Raw genomic sequence first — 19,018 nt, 5'->3', positions numbered from 1 at the left:
GGTGTTACCTGCTTTCTGGCGTTCCTTTTTTCTCAAGACGATTTAGAATGTACAGTACGATGATGGAGACAGTGGTCATGATTAAGACAAGGAGGTTCGCTAGTTCACGATTGCCTGCAAGTAAGGCATCATAGATGGCAATGGGCATCGTCATCGTTTCATTAGGAATGCTTCCTGCCACCATTAAGGTAGCCCCAAAATCACCTAATGCTCGTGCAAATGCAAGCGTAATGCCAGCAGCAATCCCTCTCCAAGCAAGTGGAACGATAATCGTGAAAAAAATGCTAAGTTCAGAGCGACCTAAAACTCTCGCTGCCTTCATTAACGTTGGGTCAATGCTTGAAAAAGCGGACCTAGATGATTTAATTAAAAATGGAATGGACACAACTAATGCAGCAATGACAGCACCAGTTGGGGTAAAGACAATTGTCATGTCAAAGCGAGTTTCTAAAAACTGACCAATGGTGCTTTGTCTCCCTAACAAGACGAGTAAATAATAGCCAAGAACCGTTGGTGGCAACACAATCGGAAGCGTTAGAAAAGAGTCGAGAATATCAGCAAATTTGCCACCTGACTTATGTAATAAGTAGGCAATTGGTATTCCGATTATAATCGCTAAAAGAGTTGCTGTAGCAGCAACTCGTAACGATAGAAAAAGCGGAAATAAATTCACATCAGCCATTACTCATTTTCCTCAGGTACGCTGAATCCATATTGTTCCATAATCGGTTTGCCGATAGGTCCTAAAATAAAGTCAATAAATTCTCGAGCTAACGCTTCTTGGCTTGTCCGGTTTATAACGGCAATGGATTGTTCAAGTGGCTCGTGCATACTCGCATCAATAATAGAAAAGTGGACGGATCCTTCTTGATACAAAGATAGAGCGATAATTCCAGCTTCGGCATTTCCTGTTTCGATGTAGGAAAGAGTATCAGAAATATTCCGACCATAAACAAGCTTCTCTTGAACTTCCTCCCACAACCCAGCAGTTTCTAGCGCCTGTTTCGCAGCTAATCCGTAAGGGGCATGATCAGGATTGGCAATCGCAATCTTTTTCACGGCAGGATCGGTTAACTCTTCCAATGATTCGATTTGAACGGAGCTATTTGGCAAAGTAGCCATTCCAACTCTTCCAAAAGCATAGGTTGTTTGGGTATCATCAAAGAGCAATCCAGCCTCTTGTAGACGATCTACAAAGGAAACATTTGCAGCTGCAAAAACATCAAATGGAGCACCGTTTTCAATTTGGTCTGCTAACTGTCCGGTTGACCCGAATGAAAATGTGACGGCAATTCCCGTTTCTTCTTCAAATAAGCTACCTAATTCTGTGAATGCTAACGTTAAATCAGATGCGGCGGCAATGAGAAGTTCATCTTGTGACTCCTGGTTGCTATTATCATTGCCACATGCGCTCAGGATAGTAAAAGACAAAATCATAATCGTAATAAAATAGGATAGAGGCTGACGTTTCATATAGAAAGGTTCTCCCTTTTTCAATGTTTCTTTTTATTATATCGACATTCAGCTTTTGCGACAACGAAGAATGTCAATAGGGAGACGAATCTCGATTAGCTGACAAAATCAATCTGTACCGTCGCGTCCTTCACTCCTTACATGAAGAAAAACAGCAACAATCATTAACAGCATAAGAAATGTAAATGGAAGTGCGGCAATAATCGCAGCACTTTGTAAGCCGTCTAACCCACCACTAATAAGCAATGCTCCTGATACAGCAGCAATTAATAAACCCCAAACGGTCATAATTGAATTTTTTGGATTTAGGCTGCCTTTTGATGTTAACACTCCTAAAACAAAGGTTGCTGAATTAGCCGATGTAATAAAAAAGATGGTTGTTAACAACAAAGCTAACAAACTTAATACAGTCCCTAATGGCAGTGTATCTAAAAAGAGAAACAATCCAGCTTCAGGATCAGAATAGATGGAACTTGTTAGATCGGCTCCTTCAACTAACTCACCATAAAGAGCAGACCCTCCAAAGGCGACGAACCAAACAATCGTTCCAATTGTTGGAACAAATAGAACACCAAGAATAAATTGTCCAAGAGTACGCCCGCGTGAAATTCGTGCGATAAATGTACCGACAAATGGACTCCAAACGATTACCCAAGCCCAATAAAAGAATGTCCATTCACCGAGCCACTCATTGTCACTGTAAGGCATTGTTTCAAAACTTAACGATACAAACTGGCTTATATACATTCCTGTTGTATAAATGAGATGTTCAAACAGGAAAATTGTAGGTCCAACGATAAGCATAATAAGAAGCAGAACGCCTGCTAAGGACAAGTTAAATTCACTTAAATATTTCATCCCGCGATTAAGTCCCGACAAAACTGAAATCAAATAAATGATCGTAATGATAGCAATAATCGTTATATACAGCGTGTTATTAGTAGAAAAACCAAAGATCTGCTCTAAGCCTCCACTTAGTTGCAGCGTACTTAATCCAAAAGAAGTTGCAATTCCAATGGATGTTCCAACTGTAGCTGTTATATCAATGCTTTTTCCTAGAGGACCATAAATGCGATCACCAAAAATAGGATGAAAAATTGAGCTAATGAGTCCAGGCAAATCTTTTCGGTACTTGGCAAGAGCAAGCGCCATTCCAACGAGGGCATAGACGGCCCATGGGTGCATTCCCCAGTGGAAAATTCCATACAATAAGCCATATTGAGCTGCTTCTGAACTTTCTGATTCCATTCCATGAGGTGGATTCGAAAAATGGGAAATGGGTTCGGCCACACCCCAAAAAACAAGACCAACTCCCATTCCTGCTGAGAACAACATGCCTATCCAAGCAAAATAGCTAAACTCGGGCTCATCGTGATTTTTCCCTAATTTCATATGCCGATAGCGCCCAAACGCAATATAGAGACAAAAGACGACAATAACAGTGGTTACGAACACGTAAAACCATCCGATTGATTCGGTAATATAGGAAAGCATGGATGACGTTGTGTCTTCCATATGCTGAGGAGCAAAGAAGCCCCAAAGAACAAAGGCAATGACAAAAAAAGCAGAGATAGGAAAAACAACCCCAGCTTTTTCTTGTTTGTATTGATAAGACACTACGTTCACTCCTTCTTCAAATCATACTCTCATGTACCCGAAGAAAAAGGGGTCAAAACGTAAAAAAGCTATCCAATGAGGAGAGAGAAACTCCTTGGATAGCCTTTGACTTTATTCGTAAGTATTGTTTTTAACGTCCTGAAAAGATTTCTTGTATTGTTCAAATTCTTCACGGACAAGTTGTACGGCATCTTGATTTTCAAAATCAGCTGCTTGTGTTAGGGCATGTTCTGCTTTTTCAATTGAATTTTTGGCATTTTCAATTGTTTGCTTTTCTGGATGTGATAAAGCATCATTAATAGCTTGATGTGCATGCTCAACAGATTGTTGGGCTTGGAAAATTTGATTTTGACTTTGTAAACTAGAAACGTTATTTTTCATTTGTATCGCCTCCTTCTGTATAGTAATGTGCGATACAGCATGTTTTTATATGCAAAGTTTTCTCTAAAGAAAAATATCTAAGAGTAGGTAGCCTCTTTGTTAGTTTGAACGCTGTTTCTCAACTGTTTGAACTGACAAGTATGACATGCTTTACAAGGTGGTTTTACTTGAGATTCTTCAGTTGCCTCGTTTTCCTTTGTTTTGTTTATTGGGCATGAAATAACCATTTTGATTTCCTCCTCCTAATTGGAAAGGGTAGTATGTAGCGATGATTTGCGTGCCATTAATTTACTTAATGTAATGCTTGCTTCATACAAAAGAAGCAAAGGAAAGATAACCAATATATCTGAAATAAAATCAGGTGGAGTAATAAGGACAGACGTTATCACTAATAGAAAATAGGCCACTTTTCTCCCTTTGATAAGTTGATCGGGGTGAAGAATCCCTAGTTTCGTTAAAAACATAATAACCGCAGGCATTTCAAACAAAATGCCAAAAGGCAAGGTTAAATGAAGCAGAAACGTGAAGTACTTTTGAGCAGTGAAAAACATTTGAAATTCTTCGCCAGCTAAGCTTGTTAAAAACGTGAGAACGATCGGAAATAAGACAAAATAGCCAAATGCAATTCCAACGAGAAACAAGAAGAAGAGACCAGGAATAAACCCGAGCGTTAACTTTTGCTCATCCGTTGTTAGAGCTGGTTTTACAAACTTCCAGATGTGATAAGCGGCAAATGGAATGGATAGAGCAATCGCACAAACACCAGCAAGTAACATATAGATAGAAAGAATATCTCCAGGTCCTAGTAAGGCAAGCTGCCCGTCTAAATCACGTACAAGAAATTGATAAATATCCGTAACAAACAAAAATGATGTGATGAACGCAAGTAGGAAAAATAAGATCGTGGCGATCAACCTTTTTCGAAGTTCTCCTAAATGCTCGGTAAATTGCGTATCTGTTTTTTGCATAGGTTAAGCTCCTTTCGAAGGAAAGAGGAAAGATGTAAGCAATTAGAAGCCTACATCTTTCACGTTGTTACATTCCTGTCTTGCTCTCGGTTCGCTCAACAGTATGAAGCTTGTGTCGGTCTTCTGGACTCGTTTTTTGCTCATCTTCATGATTCACAAGTTCATGAGTCGCTTTTTTAAACTCCTTTAACGTACTACCAAATGCCCGACCAATTTCAGGGAGCTTGGAAGGACCAAAAATAATAAGAGCAATAACCAAAATAAGAATTAAACCTGGTATACCAATGCCTGATAACAAAAGAAAACACCTCCAGTAAAATTAGATGGTAAAACCATGACGATCAAGGGCAGCTGCTTCTAGTGTGGAAATCCCTTGCTCTTGTGCAAAAGCAGTGAGCTTGTCCGAAACTATTGGAGCAAAACCTGCAGGAGGCGCTGCATGATTCATTGCACGCTTGCGAGCTGCATTTCTTCTTGCAAAAGGTCCCCAAATGGCTAATGTGAGGCCGGGATTTTGGATGTTAACATACAGCGTATTGCCATCTGGTGAGAAGACAGGACCTGCAAACTCTTCTCCATTTAGGCGATTATAAGCAAATGGATAGACTTCTCCTTCTGGAGTAAGTCCGATGATCCGGTCAGGGCCTGAACCATCTTCTGCAATCCAAAGATCTCCCCATGGTGTGATTGTAATATTGTCAGGAGCACGTAAATCATTTGAACTTGATGACTCATAGAAAAGTTCCAATGTATTTGTAGCTGGGAAATAGCGGTAGACACGTCCATGACGAGTTTCTCCAGCGTTTGTATCGTCAAACCAGAAAGCACCTTCTGAAAACCAAGCACCTTCTAATCGACTAAAGCGAATACAACCTAGTTCAGCAGCATCTTCCTTCGCTCGCTCAGGATTCACTTCTTTCCAAACGACTCCCATTTTTTGTCCACTTGAGAACTGACTAGCTTGATTAGAGGGAAGTTCATCAAATGCAGCAGCTTCAAGAATTCCTCCTTTTTGCAAGGAGCCGAGCTTTTGGCTACGATCGTGTGGGGTAAAACGATATAGGAAACTAGGGTTATCATCTTCTGTTAAATACCAGATTCCTGTTGCAGGATCGACGGCACATGCCTCATGTGAAAAATAGCCCATGTCTCTAATCGGTGTTTTTGACCGATCATTTTCTGGATCAAGTGGGTCTACCTCAAAGACGAAACCATGGCCCATATTACGTGTTTCTTCACAAGTTAACCATGTGCCCCAAGTTGAAGGGCCACCGGCACAATTACGGATGTTTCCTGAATTTGTTACATATTCGTCAATGACTTCACGATTTGGACTTACAACAAGTGCTGTCGTTCCGCCGGCTGCACCTTTGCTCCATGGGTTTTTCCCATTTACCGGATATTGATGGTTTGTACTAATTTCATGATTACGGACTAACACGGTTGTATTTTTCGGACCTTTAAAAGCAGCCATTCCATCCAAAACGCCAGGAATTAAATCTCCATTTGTCATTTTGTCACCTGTTTTAGAAATGATTTTGTATTGAAACCCTTTTGGCAAATCAACTATTCCATTTGGGTCTGCAACAAGAGGCCCATAGCCACCAAACCCACTAGTCGGATTAGCTACAGCTGCGCTGGCAGGGGAGTTGCCTAATGAGAAAACACCTGTAGTCCCAAGAGTCAGCGCTAATGTTCCCATTCCACCTACTTTTAAAAATTCTCGTCTGTTCATGCCACCATTATTAGAATTCATGTTCGTACCTCCACTTTTTATTTGAAGAAGTTGTCTAGAAGTAAGGTCTATAAAAAAAGTAACAAGAAAGTATGTAGGAGATATAAACGAACTGTAAGTATTTTGTAAGAAGGGTATTTTTGGTAGGAAAGTTTGGTTCATATTCTTCATTCCAAACTGGAAAAATAAAAAAGTAGTTGGAAAGTAATAGATAACAGTCAGGAGACATCATTTGAAAAAAAGGAAGAAGGACGAAAAAACTAGACCAATGATCTTTCCATTTTTCATCGTGTAAACAAAACGTAAAGGAAAAGAAGATTTTGTAAAAAACCTTAAAAAATCGGACTAGATATGATAATGAAGAGGCTCTCAAAATACGAAATTATCAGAAAAAAATAGTTATTATCAGCGTTTTCTGTTAAAATAGATAGTATGCACTTTAAGGGGACATATAATGACCTTGTGGGACTTAAGGGGTCCCTAGTTGTTGTGATATAATAGGTTCTAGTTGTGCATCTTAGATTTAAATAGGGGGATAAGAAATGATTAATGTAGCAGACAATAACTCTCTTTTACGAAATGATGTAAAGAAACTTGGGAACATTTTAGGAGAGATTCTTGTTCATCATGGAGGTATCTCGCTATTTAACAAAGTAGAAACGATACGAGAGATGACCAAGAATTTAAGGAAAAACTATAATGAAGAAGATTATAAGAAGCTGAAAGACGAGATTAATACACTACAACCACCTGTACGTCAGCAGGTCATTCGTGCCTTCTCAATCTACTTTCATTTAATTAATATTGCAGAGCAAAATCACCGAATTCGTCGTAGACGTCAATACCAACTTCAAGAAGATGGGGTAGTACAACCTGTATCTCTTGAAAGTGCCGTGTTGTCGATTAAAGATAGTCAATTTTCTGATGATATCATTCAAAAAGTGTTAAATGATTTATCAATTGAATTAATCATTACTGCACATCCGACTGAAGCAACAAAACGGACTGTACTTGAAATCCAAAAAAGAATTTTTACTATTTTACAAGAATTTGATAATCCTTTGCTTACAAAGAAAGAAAGAAGAACACTTGAAGATAGTTTATTTAATGAAGTAACAGCATTGTGGCAAACTGATGAACTACGTCAGCGGAAGCCAACCGTACTAGATGAAGTAAAGAATGGATTATATTATTTTAATGAAACATTGTTTGATACATTGCCGGACATTCATCAGGAATTAGAAGCCCAGTTGGATCAACATTTTCCTGAACATACGTGGAAGGTTCCAAACTTCTTACACTTCGGCTCTTGGATTGGCGGAGATCGTGATGGAAATCCAAATGTTACGCCTGAAGTAACATGGGAAACGTTACAATTACAACGTCAAGTTGCTTTGAAAAAATACGAGGAATCCATTATTGAATTAATGAAGCGTTTTAGTCAAACGACAACCCGTGTGGATTTAAGTGACACATTAATTCAGTCAGTAGAAGAAGATGAACGAAATTATATGGAATCTGGAGAAGAGTGGCCAATTAAATCTGAAATTTACCGTCGTAAATTCGCTGTTATTTTAAAGCGTCTACGTCAAGTCGGTGAATCAGAAGTAGGTTATCAAAATGCAGAGCAGTTTTTACAAGATTTGAACTTAGTGAAGGTAAGTGCAGAAAAGCATCAGCCATCTAATCGCAAGTTAAAAACGATTCGCAAATTGATTCGCCAAGCAGAACTATTCGGGTTCCACTTAGCAACGCTTGATATTCGTAATCATAGCGGTGAACATGAAGCAGCAGTGGCTGAAATTTTAAAAGTGGTTGGAATTTCCGACGATTATTCGTCTTTGCCAGAAGAAGAAAAGATTGAAGTCTTAAAACAAGTATTAAGTGAACCAAGACCTCTTTTGCTTCTTGAAGAAGACTATACACAAGAAACACAAGAAATATTCAAAGTGTTTAAGATGATTAAACAAGCGCATAAAGAGTTTGGTCGTCGTTCCATTGAAGTGTATCTTGTTAGTATGACCCAGTCACCAAGTGATCTTCTTGAAGTGCTTGTTTTGGCAAAAGAAGCAGGCATTTATCGTCTACATGTTGATGGGAAAGTAGAAAGCCATATGCATGTGGCTCCTCTTCTTGAGACCATTGATGACTTAGTGGCAGGTCCGAAAATCATGAAGACATTGTTTGAAATGGATGTGTACCGTAATCATATTAAAGAGCGCGGCAACCACCAAGAAATCATGTTAGGATATTCAGACGGAAGTAAAGATGGAGGAACGTTAACAGCCAACTGGAAACTTTTTAAAGCACAACAAGAAATTCATAATATGGCGAAAGACTTTGATATCCGCTTGAAGTTTTTCCATGGGCGCGGGGGCTCATTAGGTCGTGGTGGTGGTCCGCTTAACCGAAGCATTCTTTCGCAGCCATCTGAAACATTAGGTGATGGCGTGAAAATTACGGAGCAAGGAGAAGTACTATCTTCTCGTTATCTTTTAGAAGACATTGCTTACCGTAATCTTGAACAGGCAACTTCTGCTTTGCTTGAGGGGACAACAAGAGCGTTGAAGAACCCACTTCAAGGTCATTCTCGTGATAAAACATGGGAAGAGGCGATGGAGGAAATTTCAAAAGTCTCCTTAAAGAAATATCAATCGCTTGTATTTGAAGATAAAGACTTCTTAACATACTTTACACAAGCTACACCGTTAAATGAGCTTGGTGCGTTAAACATTGGTTCGCGTCCAATGAAACGAAAAGGGAGTCAACGTTTTGAAGATTTACGTGCCATTCCTTGGGTTTTTGCTTGGACGCAATCAAGACAAATGATTCCAGCTTGGTACGCAGCTGGTTCTGGTTTGCAATCGTTCGTCGCAAAAAAGGAAGAAAACTTGGCATTGCTACAAGAGATGTATAAAAAATGGCCATTTTTCCAAGCGACGATTAACAACTTACAAATGGCGTTAATGAAAGCGGACTTAGTTGCAGCAAAAGAATACCTTAACCTTGTGGAAGATAAAGCGATTGGCGAACGGATCTTTAGTAATATTTCAGAAGAATATCAATATACGAAGGAGATCCTTCTTCGGATTACAGGAAACAAAGAACTGCTTGATCAAACACCAACGATTCAAGAATCTGTTCATAGACGTAATCCATACGTAGACCCACTTAACTTCTTGCAAGTAGATTTAATTCAAAAAATGCGCGAGTCAGAAGAACGTTCTGAAGAGTTACTAACAGAAGTGTTGCTAACAATTAGTGGCGTAGCTGCTGGGTTAGTCAATACAGGTTGATAACAATGGTCTATGATATTAATCAGTAAAGTTCCTATATTGATTTCCAATATGTTTCCCCTAAAGTACAGCTATAGTGAAATGGAGCGGAAGGTACTTGACTCCTGCGGGAAAAAGAGGGAAAGGCAAGACACCACAGACGGAACGTCGTGGGGGCTTGGCTTCCTCCCCGCGGAAAGCAAGGAGGCCACTGAAAAAGGTACGTTTTTCGCCTTTTTTAGTGGCCTTAAGCAATGAGCGGAGCCGTTGCCTTCTTTTAAGCCTGCTATGAGTGGGTTTCTCATAGCAGGCGCGCAACGTGTGAAGCCATTGCACTTCCCCGAATTTGCTAAAAAGATCTTTTTCAGTGGTCTCGAAACCTGGAGCGCAATGGAATGGACATGAGGAGAGAACACGTACCCCATAAAAACAACAAAGTATGCGAAAATAGCATTTATGTTAAGGGACACAAATAGCACCGCAAATGCGGTGCTATTTGTTATGCATAATCGCTATATTTTTCTTTTATCATTAACCCGTGTTTCGTTTTCCAATATCATCAATACGGCCACTTAAAGACCGCTTTGATTTCGTTAAAATTTCTTCTTTCTTTTCATTAAGATAAATCTCTTGTGAAAGTCGATTGACCGAATCGATGGCTTCTGGAGAAACAACGACTTTCTTTCCTGGTAACAAGTCACCTGTATCAATCACAAGGGAGTCGATAGCCCAAGATTCATCATCTAAAATAAAGTCGATTACTTTTCCTATTTGCCCATCTTTGGCTGTTACCATATAGCCATTTATTTTCCCTTTCATTTCATTCATGCTTCTTAAATAAGAGTGATCTTCATCATCACTTGGGCCCATCCCTTCGATAGAGGTACTTTCTAAAGGAATTTGGTTCGGACTAAACCAATCTCCCCAAAGACCACTTCCGATCCAATACGGTGACCACCCATAATAGTTAAACAACTCACCTTCCACTTTTCTCGTGATTGGTTCATCAACGGAAGGACTATTTTTAATTTGTTCTTTTGTCGCAAAAATAGAGATTCTCTTTTCTAGTAAATCCACAGAATCAAAAGATATCGGGGATACCAATACTTTTTTTCCTGGCAGCCATTTTAACGTATCAATTTCTAAATAACGAATGGCCCAATTTTCGCTATCAACATACATATCTTTCACTTTTCCTAACTCACCATCAGTTGCTTGAACGATACAAGATTCTACCGACGTTGTTTTGTATAGGATAATGAATTCCTCCTTTAATGTGTTCTATTTGTTGAGTACCACTTTTAGAAAAAGATAAAACATAAAAATGGTTGAATTGCATCTTTTTTTGCGTGAATTACGTATAGGTTGAGCTGGATTTTGTGGTACGATTCATCTCGTATTCATCAATTTTCGTAAGGGGGTATACAGATGAGACTGCGCGTATCAGCTGTTCAATATCATCTTCATTCTATTTCTAGTTTTGATGAGTTTGCCGAACAAGTAACTCATTATGTAAAAAATGCGGCGGAGTATGAAACAGAATTCATTCTCTTTCCAGAATTTTTAACAACACAATTATTATCGATTCCAACTCTTAAAGGAGTTCAAACTATAAACGATTTACCAGATTATACAGAGCAATATTATTCTCTTTTTACGTCTCTAGCGATCGAGACAGGAATGTACATTATTGGTGGTACACATGTTATTCGAAGAGAAGGAAAACTTTATAATGTCGCTCATCTGTTTTACCCTGATGGTCGAATTGGGGAACAAGCGAAATTACATTTAACTCCTACAGAAGTAGAGGAGTGGCAGTTAACTCCAGGAGAATCGATACAAGTATTCGATACACCGAAAGGGAAGATTGCCTTACTAACTTGTTATGATATTGAATTTCCAGAAGTCGTTCGAATTGTTCGAGGTATGGGAGCAGATGTGATTTTTTGTCCATCTTGTACGGATGATCGCCACGGTTTTCATCGTGTTCGCTACACCTGTCATGCAAGAACGATAGAAAATCAAGTGTATGTCGTGACAACGGGTACGATTGGCTCTTTGCCAACGGTTGATTTTATGAGAGCGAATTATGGTCAAGCAGCCGTCATTACGCCTAACGACATTCCTTTCCCACAAAATGGAATTATGACAGAAGGCGATATTAACAACGATATGATCATTACGTCAGATCTTGATTTAGAGCTGTTGTATAAAGTTCGTGAAAAAGGATCGGTTACGACATGGAGAGATCGTCGTTTTGATTTGTATCCTGACTTAGGTGTTAATCGATTGGAGCTCGTTACAAAAACGGTTGTTTAATTTTCATAAAGAAAAGGGGAAGTTTATGGAATACGTTCGTATAACAAGTACTCATGATCCACTTTTTTCAAAGTTACACAAGTTGATGCAAGAAGTATTTCCGGCAGAGGAAGTACTAGAATTTGATTTGTGGGCAGAGCCTTTACAAGATCCAACGATTCGTGTGTTTGCTGCTGTTCACGAAGGGGAAGTTGTCGGGGTAACAGAATACCGCTATAACAAAGAGCTTCAAGTCGCAATGACCGATTTTACGATAATTGCTAGAGAAGGACTTGGAATTGGACCCTTTATTGCCAAAAAGCGAGAAGAGGACTTACAACAATTAGCAGCTGAACATAATCTTGATCTACTCGGAATGTTCGCTGAAATTTATGATCCATATCGAGCAAAGGATCATTCATTTGGCGGAATCAAAGTAATGGACCCATACGTAAGACGTGAAGTGTTATCACACCTTGGATACAAACGCTTAGACTTTCCGTATGTTCACCCAGCATGGACGAATGAAGGGGAAGCGGTGCAGGAGTTAGATCTTTGTTTCTTGCCTTTTAAAAATGTGAACTCATTACAGGCTAGTTTTATTAGTGAGTTTATTTCTACGTATTATGCTATTTTATCAAATAAACCTGAAGCGTGGCATAACATGATTTCTGACCTTGGTCAGCGTGAAGAAGTATTGCTTCTGCCACTTTAATATAGTTAAAAAGCACAGTGGGTTGTTAATCTACTGTGCTTTTTGTTGTCTAGTCTACGTATGAAGCCGAATTTTAATGGATTAACGACCCAATCTTTATTGAATAAAAAAATAAACTTATATATCATGGAAACTATACTAAAAAAGGTGGGGATGAACATGAGGTCAAATGAGCTTGTAGAAATCATAGATAAAGTGAAGAAGACTTATATGAAACAAAGCTCTCATTTAGTTCAGTTTCATTCTTCTGAATCAGTAGAGGAGCATACTTTTTTTAGTGACGAACCGGGCATTTTGTTTGTGTTAAGTGGGGAACTAGATTATCAAATTGGAGATGATGAATTTCGTACATTGCCGCATGGAGAGTATCTTTTTTATCCCAAAGGTGTGACGGTTCAACTAGAAATGAAAAAGGGGAGTACCCACCTTGTGTTTCCACTCACGAAAAAAATTGTTGAGTACTTTGTTGATTTGCTTAGACAATACCGAAACTTTTCACCGGAGAAGCTCGAAACGCCTACGAGAGTTTGCATTATGCAAGCAAAGTGGACAAACGAGATTGAAGCACAACTTAAGAACGTACTTTCCAATTATTTGAATAATGATGATTATCGCATTCACTTAACACTATGTGAAATCATGTATGATGTTTTCCCAAATGAACATATGCTTTCAAAAATCTCGTACATATTAGATATGTATTATTATCCTGAATCGATTCGAAAAGTAGAAAGCTATTTATTAGAACATTATCATAAACCAATACGCATAAAAAATATAACAGATGTCGCGAACGTGAGTGAGTCCCATTTGAACCGACTATATAAAAAATATGTCCAAATGTCTCCAATGGAACGTTTAACGATGATTCGAATGGAACAAGCAGCACTCCTCCTGCGCAATCAATCGATGACGATTACAGACGTAGCGATGCAAGTAGGCTATCAAAGTATGTCTGCATTTGTTCAACAATTCAAACGAAAGTACACTCTGTCACCTAAGGATTTTCAATCAAAATAAGAAACGCCAAAAACATGCAGGTATTTGGGCGTTTCTTACCATTCAAAAAAGAATTTTAGAGCAATAGTCATCGTTGTATAAAAAACAACGCCAAAAGCAAAGGTGGGGAAGTGGGCTTGTCTTTCGTGCGGGAGCTCATTTTTCAATACATTTAACACCATAGCTCCGGATACAAAAGCAAAAATTAACGCTTGTGCAAAAGAAGACAACGTCACATATACACCTAAAATCCAACCTAAAATAATTCCTGATGCAATCACATATCTTCCGACTCGGTTATATTGTTCGGGATTTTCCCTCCAAAGGTCATGGGCGACAGCCACGAAATGAAGTCCGATGGCAATGCCATAAAAGACAGCTTGAATTCCAGATACATCTGAAGCCATAACAATATAAACAATTAATAAATTATAAATCGTGAAAAAAACGATTTGCAACCAAAGAAGTGGAACGTGACTTTTGCTTTGGTTGTGAAAAGTTTTTTGGATCCCATAAAAAAGAAGCAAGCCGAGTAAGCCAATAAAATAAAGCTCAGACTCCATCGTAAGATTGTCACTATATAATTCAATTAATTGCTGCTCTCTATGAAGGGAGGGGAGAACATAGACAAACACGTACGAAACAGCTAATCCACCAGAAAAGGAAAGCCATTTTCTTCGCCTAATTTTGTTCGCTGGAATACATTCATTTGCAAACAAGTGAATGATAATAAATAGAACTCCTAATATATAGGCAGACATGTGGAACACTCCTTGAATGTTTTTTACCCATTTGAAGAGTTGAGAAAACATTCAAGGAGGTCTCTTTTTTTCTTTTGTTATGTAAGTAAGAAAGAGGAGTCCCTAAGGTTTGAATTACCCCTTAGGGACGAAGCAATTATTGTTTTAAGTTGTTGTTTAACGGCCTATTACTAGCAATGTCTTGATTGCCGTCTAACAGATGCGTCATTCCTCGAACGAGTGTATCATCCTCTAGTAAGCTCCATAAGTGGTAGCCTAAATCTTCACGTTTTAATAAGACTTCTTCAAGAACTTGAACCGTTCCGAAATCATTCAAGCTATGAGCACGATTGATCGTTTTTCTTAACATACCTTGAATTTTAATTTCATGCTCAAGGTCATTACGTAAGTAGTCGCGCATCGTATATCTTCCTTCAACCTCGTGCTTAATATAGGAAATCTCATGTTGAGTGACAGGGTGTGCGGTAGGAACGACTCCTAATCGAGCAACGCGTTCTCCAACATCGTCAATATGTTTTTGAGTAACTTCAATATGTTCATCGAGAATATGATGAAGGCTTCCAAACGATTCGGCCCCTTCAGTTAACCAATGATGCTTTGTATACTGATGTAGAGCAACATTTAACGCACATAAGTGCTCATCAAGCATTAGTCCCATTTCTAACCTTGTTTCATAGGGCAAAGAGATTCCGGAACCTTCCTGTCTTGCTGTTCTTGGCTCTTGTCGTAACACCATATCACCACTATGATTAGATTGGTGACCTGGCATCATTGGGTCAAAACCAGTTTTGTTTAGTTTAAATTCATCATGTGAAAAACCTTGATTATCATGTGTTTCCATTGTTGTGCCTCTTTTCATTTAAGTTTGAAAATTCACCTGTATTATGCCTCATTTATGTGAGAACCATTTGCGAAAAAAATAAAAGAAGAAAACATCCTTAATAAAGCGAATGTTTTCTTCTTTTATAAGCAATATAAGTTTCACGTGAAACATTGCAATGGTCGACAAGAGAAACTACTGCATACTCTTCAATTCTTGTAATCTCTCCACTAATTGGTTGAAAAGTGGTTTGTCACCTTGGTCCAAAGCTTCGTCGATTTGGTTTCTCACTTTTTCTATCTCTTGGTCGAGAAGCGCTTTTTCTAAAATGATGTTTGTTTCTTTTTCATATTCTTTAAACTGCTTATGTTGGACAAAGGAATTGATTTGTGATTCAACGAGTTGAAGATATCTGTGATTGGATTGTTTTCCGTAAAAATGCAGCTTCAAAAACACTTTATCAGAAGGGTTACTCATAAGATCTCCAAGGGCTTTTGAAACATCTTCTGTTTTTCGTTTATTGTAATAATAAATAAAGCCCGGTTTATCAGAATGCATACTTGAGATGATAAACGTTCTTCCTTTTGAAGGAACGGATTCAGTAAAAGTGAGGTTTTCAAGGATATGATGATTTTTGCATATGTACTCAAGCAACATTCTCGCATCTTTATGTTTGAGTTGGTGCTGATCGATAAACCATTTTAAAAAATTACTTTTTTCTGCTGATGACACCCAGTTTCTCATAAACACCACCCTCTATTATTCTTCTATTTCAAGCATATCATGATATACATATATTTCAATTACGAACCATCCTAGTAAGCAGGATCAATAACAATTTGAATAGTCATGAATATAGTATACAGTATGAGGTTTGATGGGGGAGGGATAAGGGTGATTGTTCGTAGGGTTACAGGGGAGGAACTTCGATTTATCAAAAGTTATGCACCGATTGTTCAGCAAGAAGCTACGTTAGGTTATATGAATGGGAATAGCCTTGTGATGAACGAAGAAATGATTTACTTCCATAAAGCTGAATATTTAGCACTTTTTGATCATCATAGAATATGTGGTTGGATTTTGGTGGGTGAAACGAACTCACCTGTTGAGCCGGATCCGATTGGGATGATCTTAGAATTATTTGTCTTGCCATCTTATCGAAAAAAAGGTTGTGGACATACACTAATGACAAATGCGATCTCCTATTTTAAACAGAAGAACTATAAAAAAGTACAGCTTAATGTATTTGCAGGGAATCATGCAAAGAAACTGTATGATCAATTGGGGTTTAAAGCTGTATCGACTATAATGGAAAGGCCGATCTAAATATGTTTCATGTGAAACATATTATAAAAAAATGAGCTTTAAAGAATGAAAAGACATTTTATTGAAGAATGTCTTTTTATTTTTCTAAGAAACACTTTTTATAATTCCATCATTCATAGCGACTTTTTTTGCTTTTTTACGCACTTGTAAAAGTTGGCTTTATTTTTAGGTATTCACAATTTGAGAACATCAGCATTTTGTTATATGATTTGTAATACGATGTTTCAAAAAATAACTATAAAAAGAGTGATGGAAACGATGTATCCAAGAGAACTAAATTATAAAATGCCTGCAGAGTGGACAACCCATCAGCGTACATTCATTTCTTGGCCTGTTCAAGATTCAATGGTGTTTCCTGATGATTATGAGCAAGTTTGGGATGGTTATGTTGAGCTCGTTCGTGCAATTGCTGAATTTGAACCGGTATCCATTGTGGCTAATCCGGATGATATAGAGAAGTTAAAAGCGATTTTTGTAGATGAGAGAGTGGGATTTCTGTCTATTGAGCATAATGATGCGTGGTTCCGTGACAATGGTCCAACGTTTGTGAAAAATGAAGAAGGAGAAATTGCCGGGATTAATTGGATCTTTAATGCGTGGGGCGAAAAGTATTCTCCTTGGACGTTAGATAACGACGTCGCACCAAAGTTATTAGAACAATTTAATGTTAAGCGTTTTGATGCACAAATTGTTATGGAAGGCGGTTCCTTTCATGTAGATGGAGAAGGAACGTTGCTCACAACAGAAGAATGTCTACTGAACCCAAATCGAAATCCTGATTTATCAAAAGAGCAGGTAGAACAATATGTAAAAGACTATTTAAATATTGAAACGGTGATTTGGTTAAATAAAGGCTTAAGTGGCGATGAGACAGATGGACATGTGGATAATGTGGCATGCTTTGCTGAGCCAGGCAAGGTGATCATTCAAGTGTGTCATGATCCAAGTGATGACAACTATGAAATTACGCAAGAAAACTTGGCCATTTTGCGTCAAGCGACGGATGCAAAGGGGAGAAAACTCGAAATCATTGAGATTGAACAGCCTCCAGCTTCTCACTTTGAAGATAGCAGATTAACGCTTAGTTATTTAAATTTTTATTTTGTAAATGGTGGAATCATTTTGCCTGTGTTTGGCGGTGCAGCTAAAGAAGCAGACCAAAAAGCAATAGATGTATTGCAAAAGACGTTCCCTGATCGGAAAATACGAACCATTGATGGAATGGCCATTATTAAAGAAGGTGGCAATGTTCACTGTACGACTCAGCAGATGCCGGCTGTCGGAAACTAGAAGAAGAGGTGAATTCAATTGAGAAAAGTAAAAGTAGCAGCAACGCAAATGGGTTGTTCTGGTGGAGTAGAGGACAACATTAAAAATGCTGAAAAGCTTGTACGAGAAGCAGCAAGTCAAGGAGCTCAAATTATTCAAATTCAAGAACTATTTGAAACACCTTACTTTTGCCAAAAAGAAAAATCGGACTATTATATTTATGCAACAGAAGTAGAGAAAAACAAAGCAATTGCTCATTTTAAAGAAATCGCAAAAGAGCTTGAAGTGGTATTGCCTATTAGCTTTTATGAAAAAAAGAACAATGCTCGTTACAATTCGTTAGCTGTTATTGATGCAGACGGAGAAGTGCTTGGTGTTTATCGCAAAAGTCATATTCCTGATGGACCTGGTTATGAGGAAAAGTTCTACTTTAATCCAGGGGATACAGGTTTTAAAGTGTGGGAAACACGCTATGGTAAGATTGGAGTAGGAGTTTGCTGGGATCAATGGTACCCAGAAGCAGCTCGCTGTATGGCTTTAATGGGAGCGGAAATTTTATTTTATCCAACGGCGATCGGTTCAGAGCCTCAAGATGAGGGAATTGATTCAAAAGATCACTGGCAAACGTGTATGCTGGGACATGCTGCTTCAAATTTAGTTCCGGTTGTTGCTTCTAATCGTATTGGGGTTGAAGAAGATGAAGACTCGAAAATTACGTTCTATGGTTCTTCCTTTATTGCTGGGCCTCAAGGAAACAAAGTGGCTGAAGCTGGCCGAACAGAAGAAGCGGTGCTGGTGGCTGAATTTGATCTGGATGCATTAGATATTCAACGTATTGAGTGGGGGATCTTCCGCGACCGCCGTCCAGATCTATATAAAATTATCACTTCGTATGATGGTGACTTAATTATTAAATAATAAAACAGGTCTTTGTCTTGGAACAAAGAAAGGAGACTAGCAAATGACTCGTTTACTTCCGTATTTAGTAATGGACGGCAATGCAAAAGAAGCTGTCGAGTTTTATGAAAAAGCATTAAAGGCAAGTGTATTTGGGGTTCAGACTTTTGGCGAAATGCCGGCCAACCCAGACTATCCTTTGCCAGAAGAGGCAAAAAATCGTGTTTCTCACGCCATGATTAAAGTTGGAGAAACGGACATGATGCTGTCAGATACATTTCCAGGTACACCTCATGAAAAGGGCAACCATGTAACCATTTGTATAATGGCTGATACAAAGGAACAAGCAAAAGAGTTTTATGAGGCGTTGAAAGAAGGCGGGCAAGTGACAATGCCGCTTCAAGAAACATTTTGGAGTCCAGCATACGGAATTGTCATTGATAAATTTGGTGTGACGTTTCAAATATCAACGGAAGCTTAATAG

At 38.5% G+C, this 19,018-nt stretch carries 19 protein-coding genes; 8 read left to right on the top strand and 11 right to left on the bottom strand.

From position 1 onward, the window contains the following. Nucleotides 1–4 precede the first annotated feature (4 nt). The 7 genes from modB to N0O92_RS17180 form a co-directional block, all read right to left on the bottom strand. Nucleotides 5–682 (bottom strand): molybdate ABC transporter permease subunit, encoded by a 678-nt coding sequence (gene modB / locus N0O92_RS17210; protein ID WP_315615898.1) that lies wholly within the window; start codon nucleotides 680–682, stop codon nucleotides 5–7. Beyond that, entirely contained in the window at nucleotides 682–1,473 is a 792-nt protein-coding gene (gene modA, locus N0O92_RS17205) for a molybdate ABC transporter substrate-binding protein (RefSeq protein WP_315615897.1), read from the bottom strand. The genes modB and modA overlap by 1 nt, the downstream gene beginning before the upstream one ends. A gap of 108 nt (nucleotides 1,474–1,581) precedes the next feature. After that, nucleotides 1,582–3,090, bottom strand: coding sequence for a BCCT family transporter (locus N0O92_RS17200; RefSeq protein WP_315615896.1), 1,509 nt, complete (start codon nucleotides 3,088–3,090; stop codon nucleotides 1,582–1,584). A 111-nt stretch (nucleotides 3,091–3,201) separates the two neighbouring features. Further along, nucleotides 3,202–3,471 carry a hypothetical protein gene (locus N0O92_RS17195; RefSeq protein WP_315615895.1) on the bottom strand — a complete coding sequence of 90 codons (270 nt, stop codon included), beginning with the start codon at nucleotides 3,469–3,471 and terminating at the stop codon, nucleotides 3,202–3,204. 242 nt (nucleotides 3,472–3,713) lie between these two features. Then, nucleotides 3,714–4,439 (bottom strand): twin-arginine translocase subunit TatC, encoded by a 726-nt coding sequence (gene tatC / locus N0O92_RS17190; protein WP_315615894.1) that lies wholly within the window; start codon nucleotides 4,437–4,439, stop codon nucleotides 3,714–3,716. 67 nt (nucleotides 4,440–4,506) lie between these two features. Next, on the bottom strand, nucleotides 4,507–4,737 hold the full coding sequence (locus N0O92_RS17185) for a twin-arginine translocase TatA/TatE family subunit (RefSeq protein ID WP_315615893.1): 231 nt from the start codon (nucleotides 4,735–4,737) through the stop codon (nucleotides 4,507–4,509). Nucleotides 4,738–4,758: 21 nt separating this feature from the next. Continuing rightward, nucleotides 4,759–6,195, bottom strand: coding sequence for an alkaline phosphatase PhoX (locus N0O92_RS17180; RefSeq protein WP_315615892.1), 1,437 nt, complete (start codon nucleotides 6,193–6,195; stop codon nucleotides 4,759–4,761). Nucleotides 6,196–6,716: 521 nt separating this feature from the next. Here N0O92_RS17180 and ppc point away from each other — a divergent pair. Further along, nucleotides 6,717–9,470, top strand: a complete 2,754-nt coding sequence (gene ppc, locus N0O92_RS17175) for a phosphoenolpyruvate carboxylase (RefSeq protein WP_315615891.1) — start codon at nucleotides 6,717–6,719, stop codon at nucleotides 9,468–9,470. Between the two features lie 510 nt (nucleotides 9,471–9,980). On the opposite strand, the gene N0O92_RS17170 is transcribed toward ppc, so the two are convergent. After that, nucleotides 9,981–10,673, bottom strand: a complete 693-nt coding sequence (locus tag N0O92_RS17170) for a PRC-barrel domain-containing protein (protein WP_315615927.1) — start codon at nucleotides 10,671–10,673, stop codon at nucleotides 9,981–9,983. Nucleotides 10,674–10,877: 204 nt separating this feature from the next. Here N0O92_RS17170 and N0O92_RS17165 point away from each other — a divergent pair, with 204 nt between their 5' ends. The 3 genes from N0O92_RS17165 to N0O92_RS17155 all read left to right on the top strand — a co-directional run bounded on the left by N0O92_RS17165 (nucleotide 10,878) and on the right by N0O92_RS17155 (nucleotide 13,482). After that, nucleotides 10,878–11,768 carry a carbon-nitrogen hydrolase family protein gene (locus N0O92_RS17165; protein ID WP_315615890.1) on the top strand — a complete coding sequence of 297 codons (891 nt, stop codon included), beginning with the start codon at nucleotides 10,878–10,880 and terminating at the stop codon, nucleotides 11,766–11,768. Between the two features lie 25 nt (nucleotides 11,769–11,793). After that, a complete protein-coding gene (locus tag N0O92_RS17160; RefSeq protein ID WP_315615889.1) occupies nucleotides 11,794–12,462 on the top strand; it encodes a GNAT family N-acetyltransferase in 669 nt (222 codons plus the stop codon). 159 nt (nucleotides 12,463–12,621) lie between these two features. Next, nucleotides 12,622–13,482, top strand: coding sequence for an AraC family transcriptional regulator (locus N0O92_RS17155; protein WP_315615888.1), 861 nt, complete (start codon nucleotides 12,622–12,624; stop codon nucleotides 13,480–13,482). Nucleotides 13,483–13,517: 35 nt separating this feature from the next. Here N0O92_RS17155 and N0O92_RS17150 read toward each other — a convergent pair whose 3' ends face one another. From N0O92_RS17150 to N0O92_RS17140, 3 genes are all read right to left on the bottom strand, one after another. After that, complete coding sequence (locus N0O92_RS17150; protein ID WP_315615887.1) at nucleotides 13,518–14,222, bottom strand: hypothetical protein; 705 nt, start codon at nucleotides 14,220–14,222, stop codon at nucleotides 13,518–13,520. Nucleotides 14,223–14,358: 136 nt separating this feature from the next. Then, nucleotides 14,359–15,063, bottom strand: a complete 705-nt coding sequence (locus N0O92_RS17145) for a Dps family protein (protein WP_315615886.1) — start codon at nucleotides 15,061–15,063, stop codon at nucleotides 14,359–14,361. 174 nt (nucleotides 15,064–15,237) lie between these two features. Beyond that, nucleotides 15,238–15,786, bottom strand: coding sequence for a YpiB family protein (locus N0O92_RS17140; protein ID WP_315615885.1), 549 nt, complete (start codon nucleotides 15,784–15,786; stop codon nucleotides 15,238–15,240). Between the two features lie 150 nt (nucleotides 15,787–15,936). Between N0O92_RS17140 and N0O92_RS17135 the strand changes: the two genes are divergently transcribed. The 4 genes from N0O92_RS17135 (at nucleotide 15,937) to N0O92_RS17120 (ending at nucleotide 19,015) form a co-directional block, all read left to right on the top strand. Beyond that, a complete protein-coding gene (locus tag N0O92_RS17135; protein WP_315615884.1) occupies nucleotides 15,937–16,368 on the top strand; it encodes a GNAT family N-acetyltransferase in 432 nt (143 codons plus the stop codon). Nucleotides 16,369–16,626: 258 nt separating this feature from the next. Beyond that, nucleotides 16,627–17,658, top strand: coding sequence for an agmatine deiminase family protein (locus N0O92_RS17130; RefSeq protein ID WP_315615926.1), 1,032 nt, complete (start codon nucleotides 16,627–16,629; stop codon nucleotides 17,656–17,658). An 18-nt stretch (nucleotides 17,659–17,676) separates the two neighbouring features. Next, complete coding sequence (gene aguB, locus N0O92_RS17125) at nucleotides 17,677–18,555, top strand: N-carbamoylputrescine amidase (RefSeq protein WP_315615883.1); 879 nt, start codon at nucleotides 17,677–17,679, stop codon at nucleotides 18,553–18,555. A gap of 43 nt (nucleotides 18,556–18,598) precedes the next feature. Continuing rightward, the gene (locus N0O92_RS17120) at nucleotides 18,599–19,015 is read left to right on the top strand and encodes a VOC family protein (RefSeq protein ID WP_315615882.1); all 417 of its coding nucleotides are present in this window, start codon (nucleotides 18,599–18,601) and stop codon (nucleotides 19,013–19,015) included. The last annotated feature ends 3 nt before the right edge of the window (nucleotides 19,016–19,018 follow it).

The organism is Alkalihalobacillus sp. MEB130, assembly GCF_032335535.1.
Classification (GTDB): Bacteria; Bacillota; Bacilli; order Bacillales; family Bacillaceae_D; genus Halalkalibacter.
Note: the sequence above shows the minus strand (reverse complement) of the source record. Positions and strands in the feature narration are given on the sequence as shown.

Excerpts from the sequence above, each read along its gene's own strand:
- modB (WP_315615898.1), bottom strand. The coding sequence starts at position 682 with ATGGCTGATGTGAATTTATTTCCGCTTTTTCTATCGTTACGAGTTGCT.
- modA (WP_315615897.1), bottom strand. The coding sequence starts at position 1,473 with ATGAAACGTCAGCCTCTATCCTATTTTATTACGATTATGATTTTGTCT.
- N0O92_RS17195 (WP_315615895.1), bottom strand. The coding sequence starts at position 3,471 with ATGAAAAATAACGTTTCTAGTTTACAAAGTCAAAATCAAATTTTCCAA.
- tatC (WP_315615894.1), bottom strand. The coding sequence starts at position 4,439 with ATGCAAAAAACAGATACGCAATTTACCGAGCATTTAGGAGAACTTCGA.
- N0O92_RS17180 (WP_315615892.1), bottom strand. The coding sequence starts at position 6,195 with ATGAATTCTAATAATGGTGGCATGAACAGACGAGAATTTTTAAAAGTA.
- ppc (WP_315615891.1), top strand. The coding sequence starts at position 6,717 with ATGATTAATGTAGCAGACAATAACTCTCTTTTACGAAATGATGTAAAG.
- N0O92_RS17165 (WP_315615890.1), top strand. The coding sequence starts at position 10,878 with ATGAGACTGCGCGTATCAGCTGTTCAATATCATCTTCATTCTATTTCT.
- N0O92_RS17160 (WP_315615889.1), top strand. The coding sequence starts at position 11,794 with ATGGAATACGTTCGTATAACAAGTACTCATGATCCACTTTTTTCAAAG.
- N0O92_RS17155 (WP_315615888.1), top strand. The coding sequence starts at position 12,622 with ATGAGGTCAAATGAGCTTGTAGAAATCATAGATAAAGTGAAGAAGACT.
- N0O92_RS17150 (WP_315615887.1), bottom strand. The coding sequence starts at position 14,222 with ATGTCTGCCTATATATTAGGAGTTCTATTTATTATCATTCACTTGTTT.
- N0O92_RS17145 (WP_315615886.1), bottom strand. The coding sequence starts at position 15,063 with ATGGAAACACATGATAATCAAGGTTTTTCACATGATGAATTTAAACTA.
- N0O92_RS17140 (WP_315615885.1), bottom strand. The coding sequence starts at position 15,786 with ATGAGAAACTGGGTGTCATCAGCAGAAAAAAGTAATTTTTTAAAATGG.
- N0O92_RS17130 (WP_315615926.1), top strand. The coding sequence starts at position 16,627 with ATGTATCCAAGAGAACTAAATTATAAAATGCCTGCAGAGTGGACAACC.
- N0O92_RS17120 (WP_315615882.1), top strand. The coding sequence starts at position 18,599 with ATGACTCGTTTACTTCCGTATTTAGTAATGGACGGCAATGCAAAAGAA.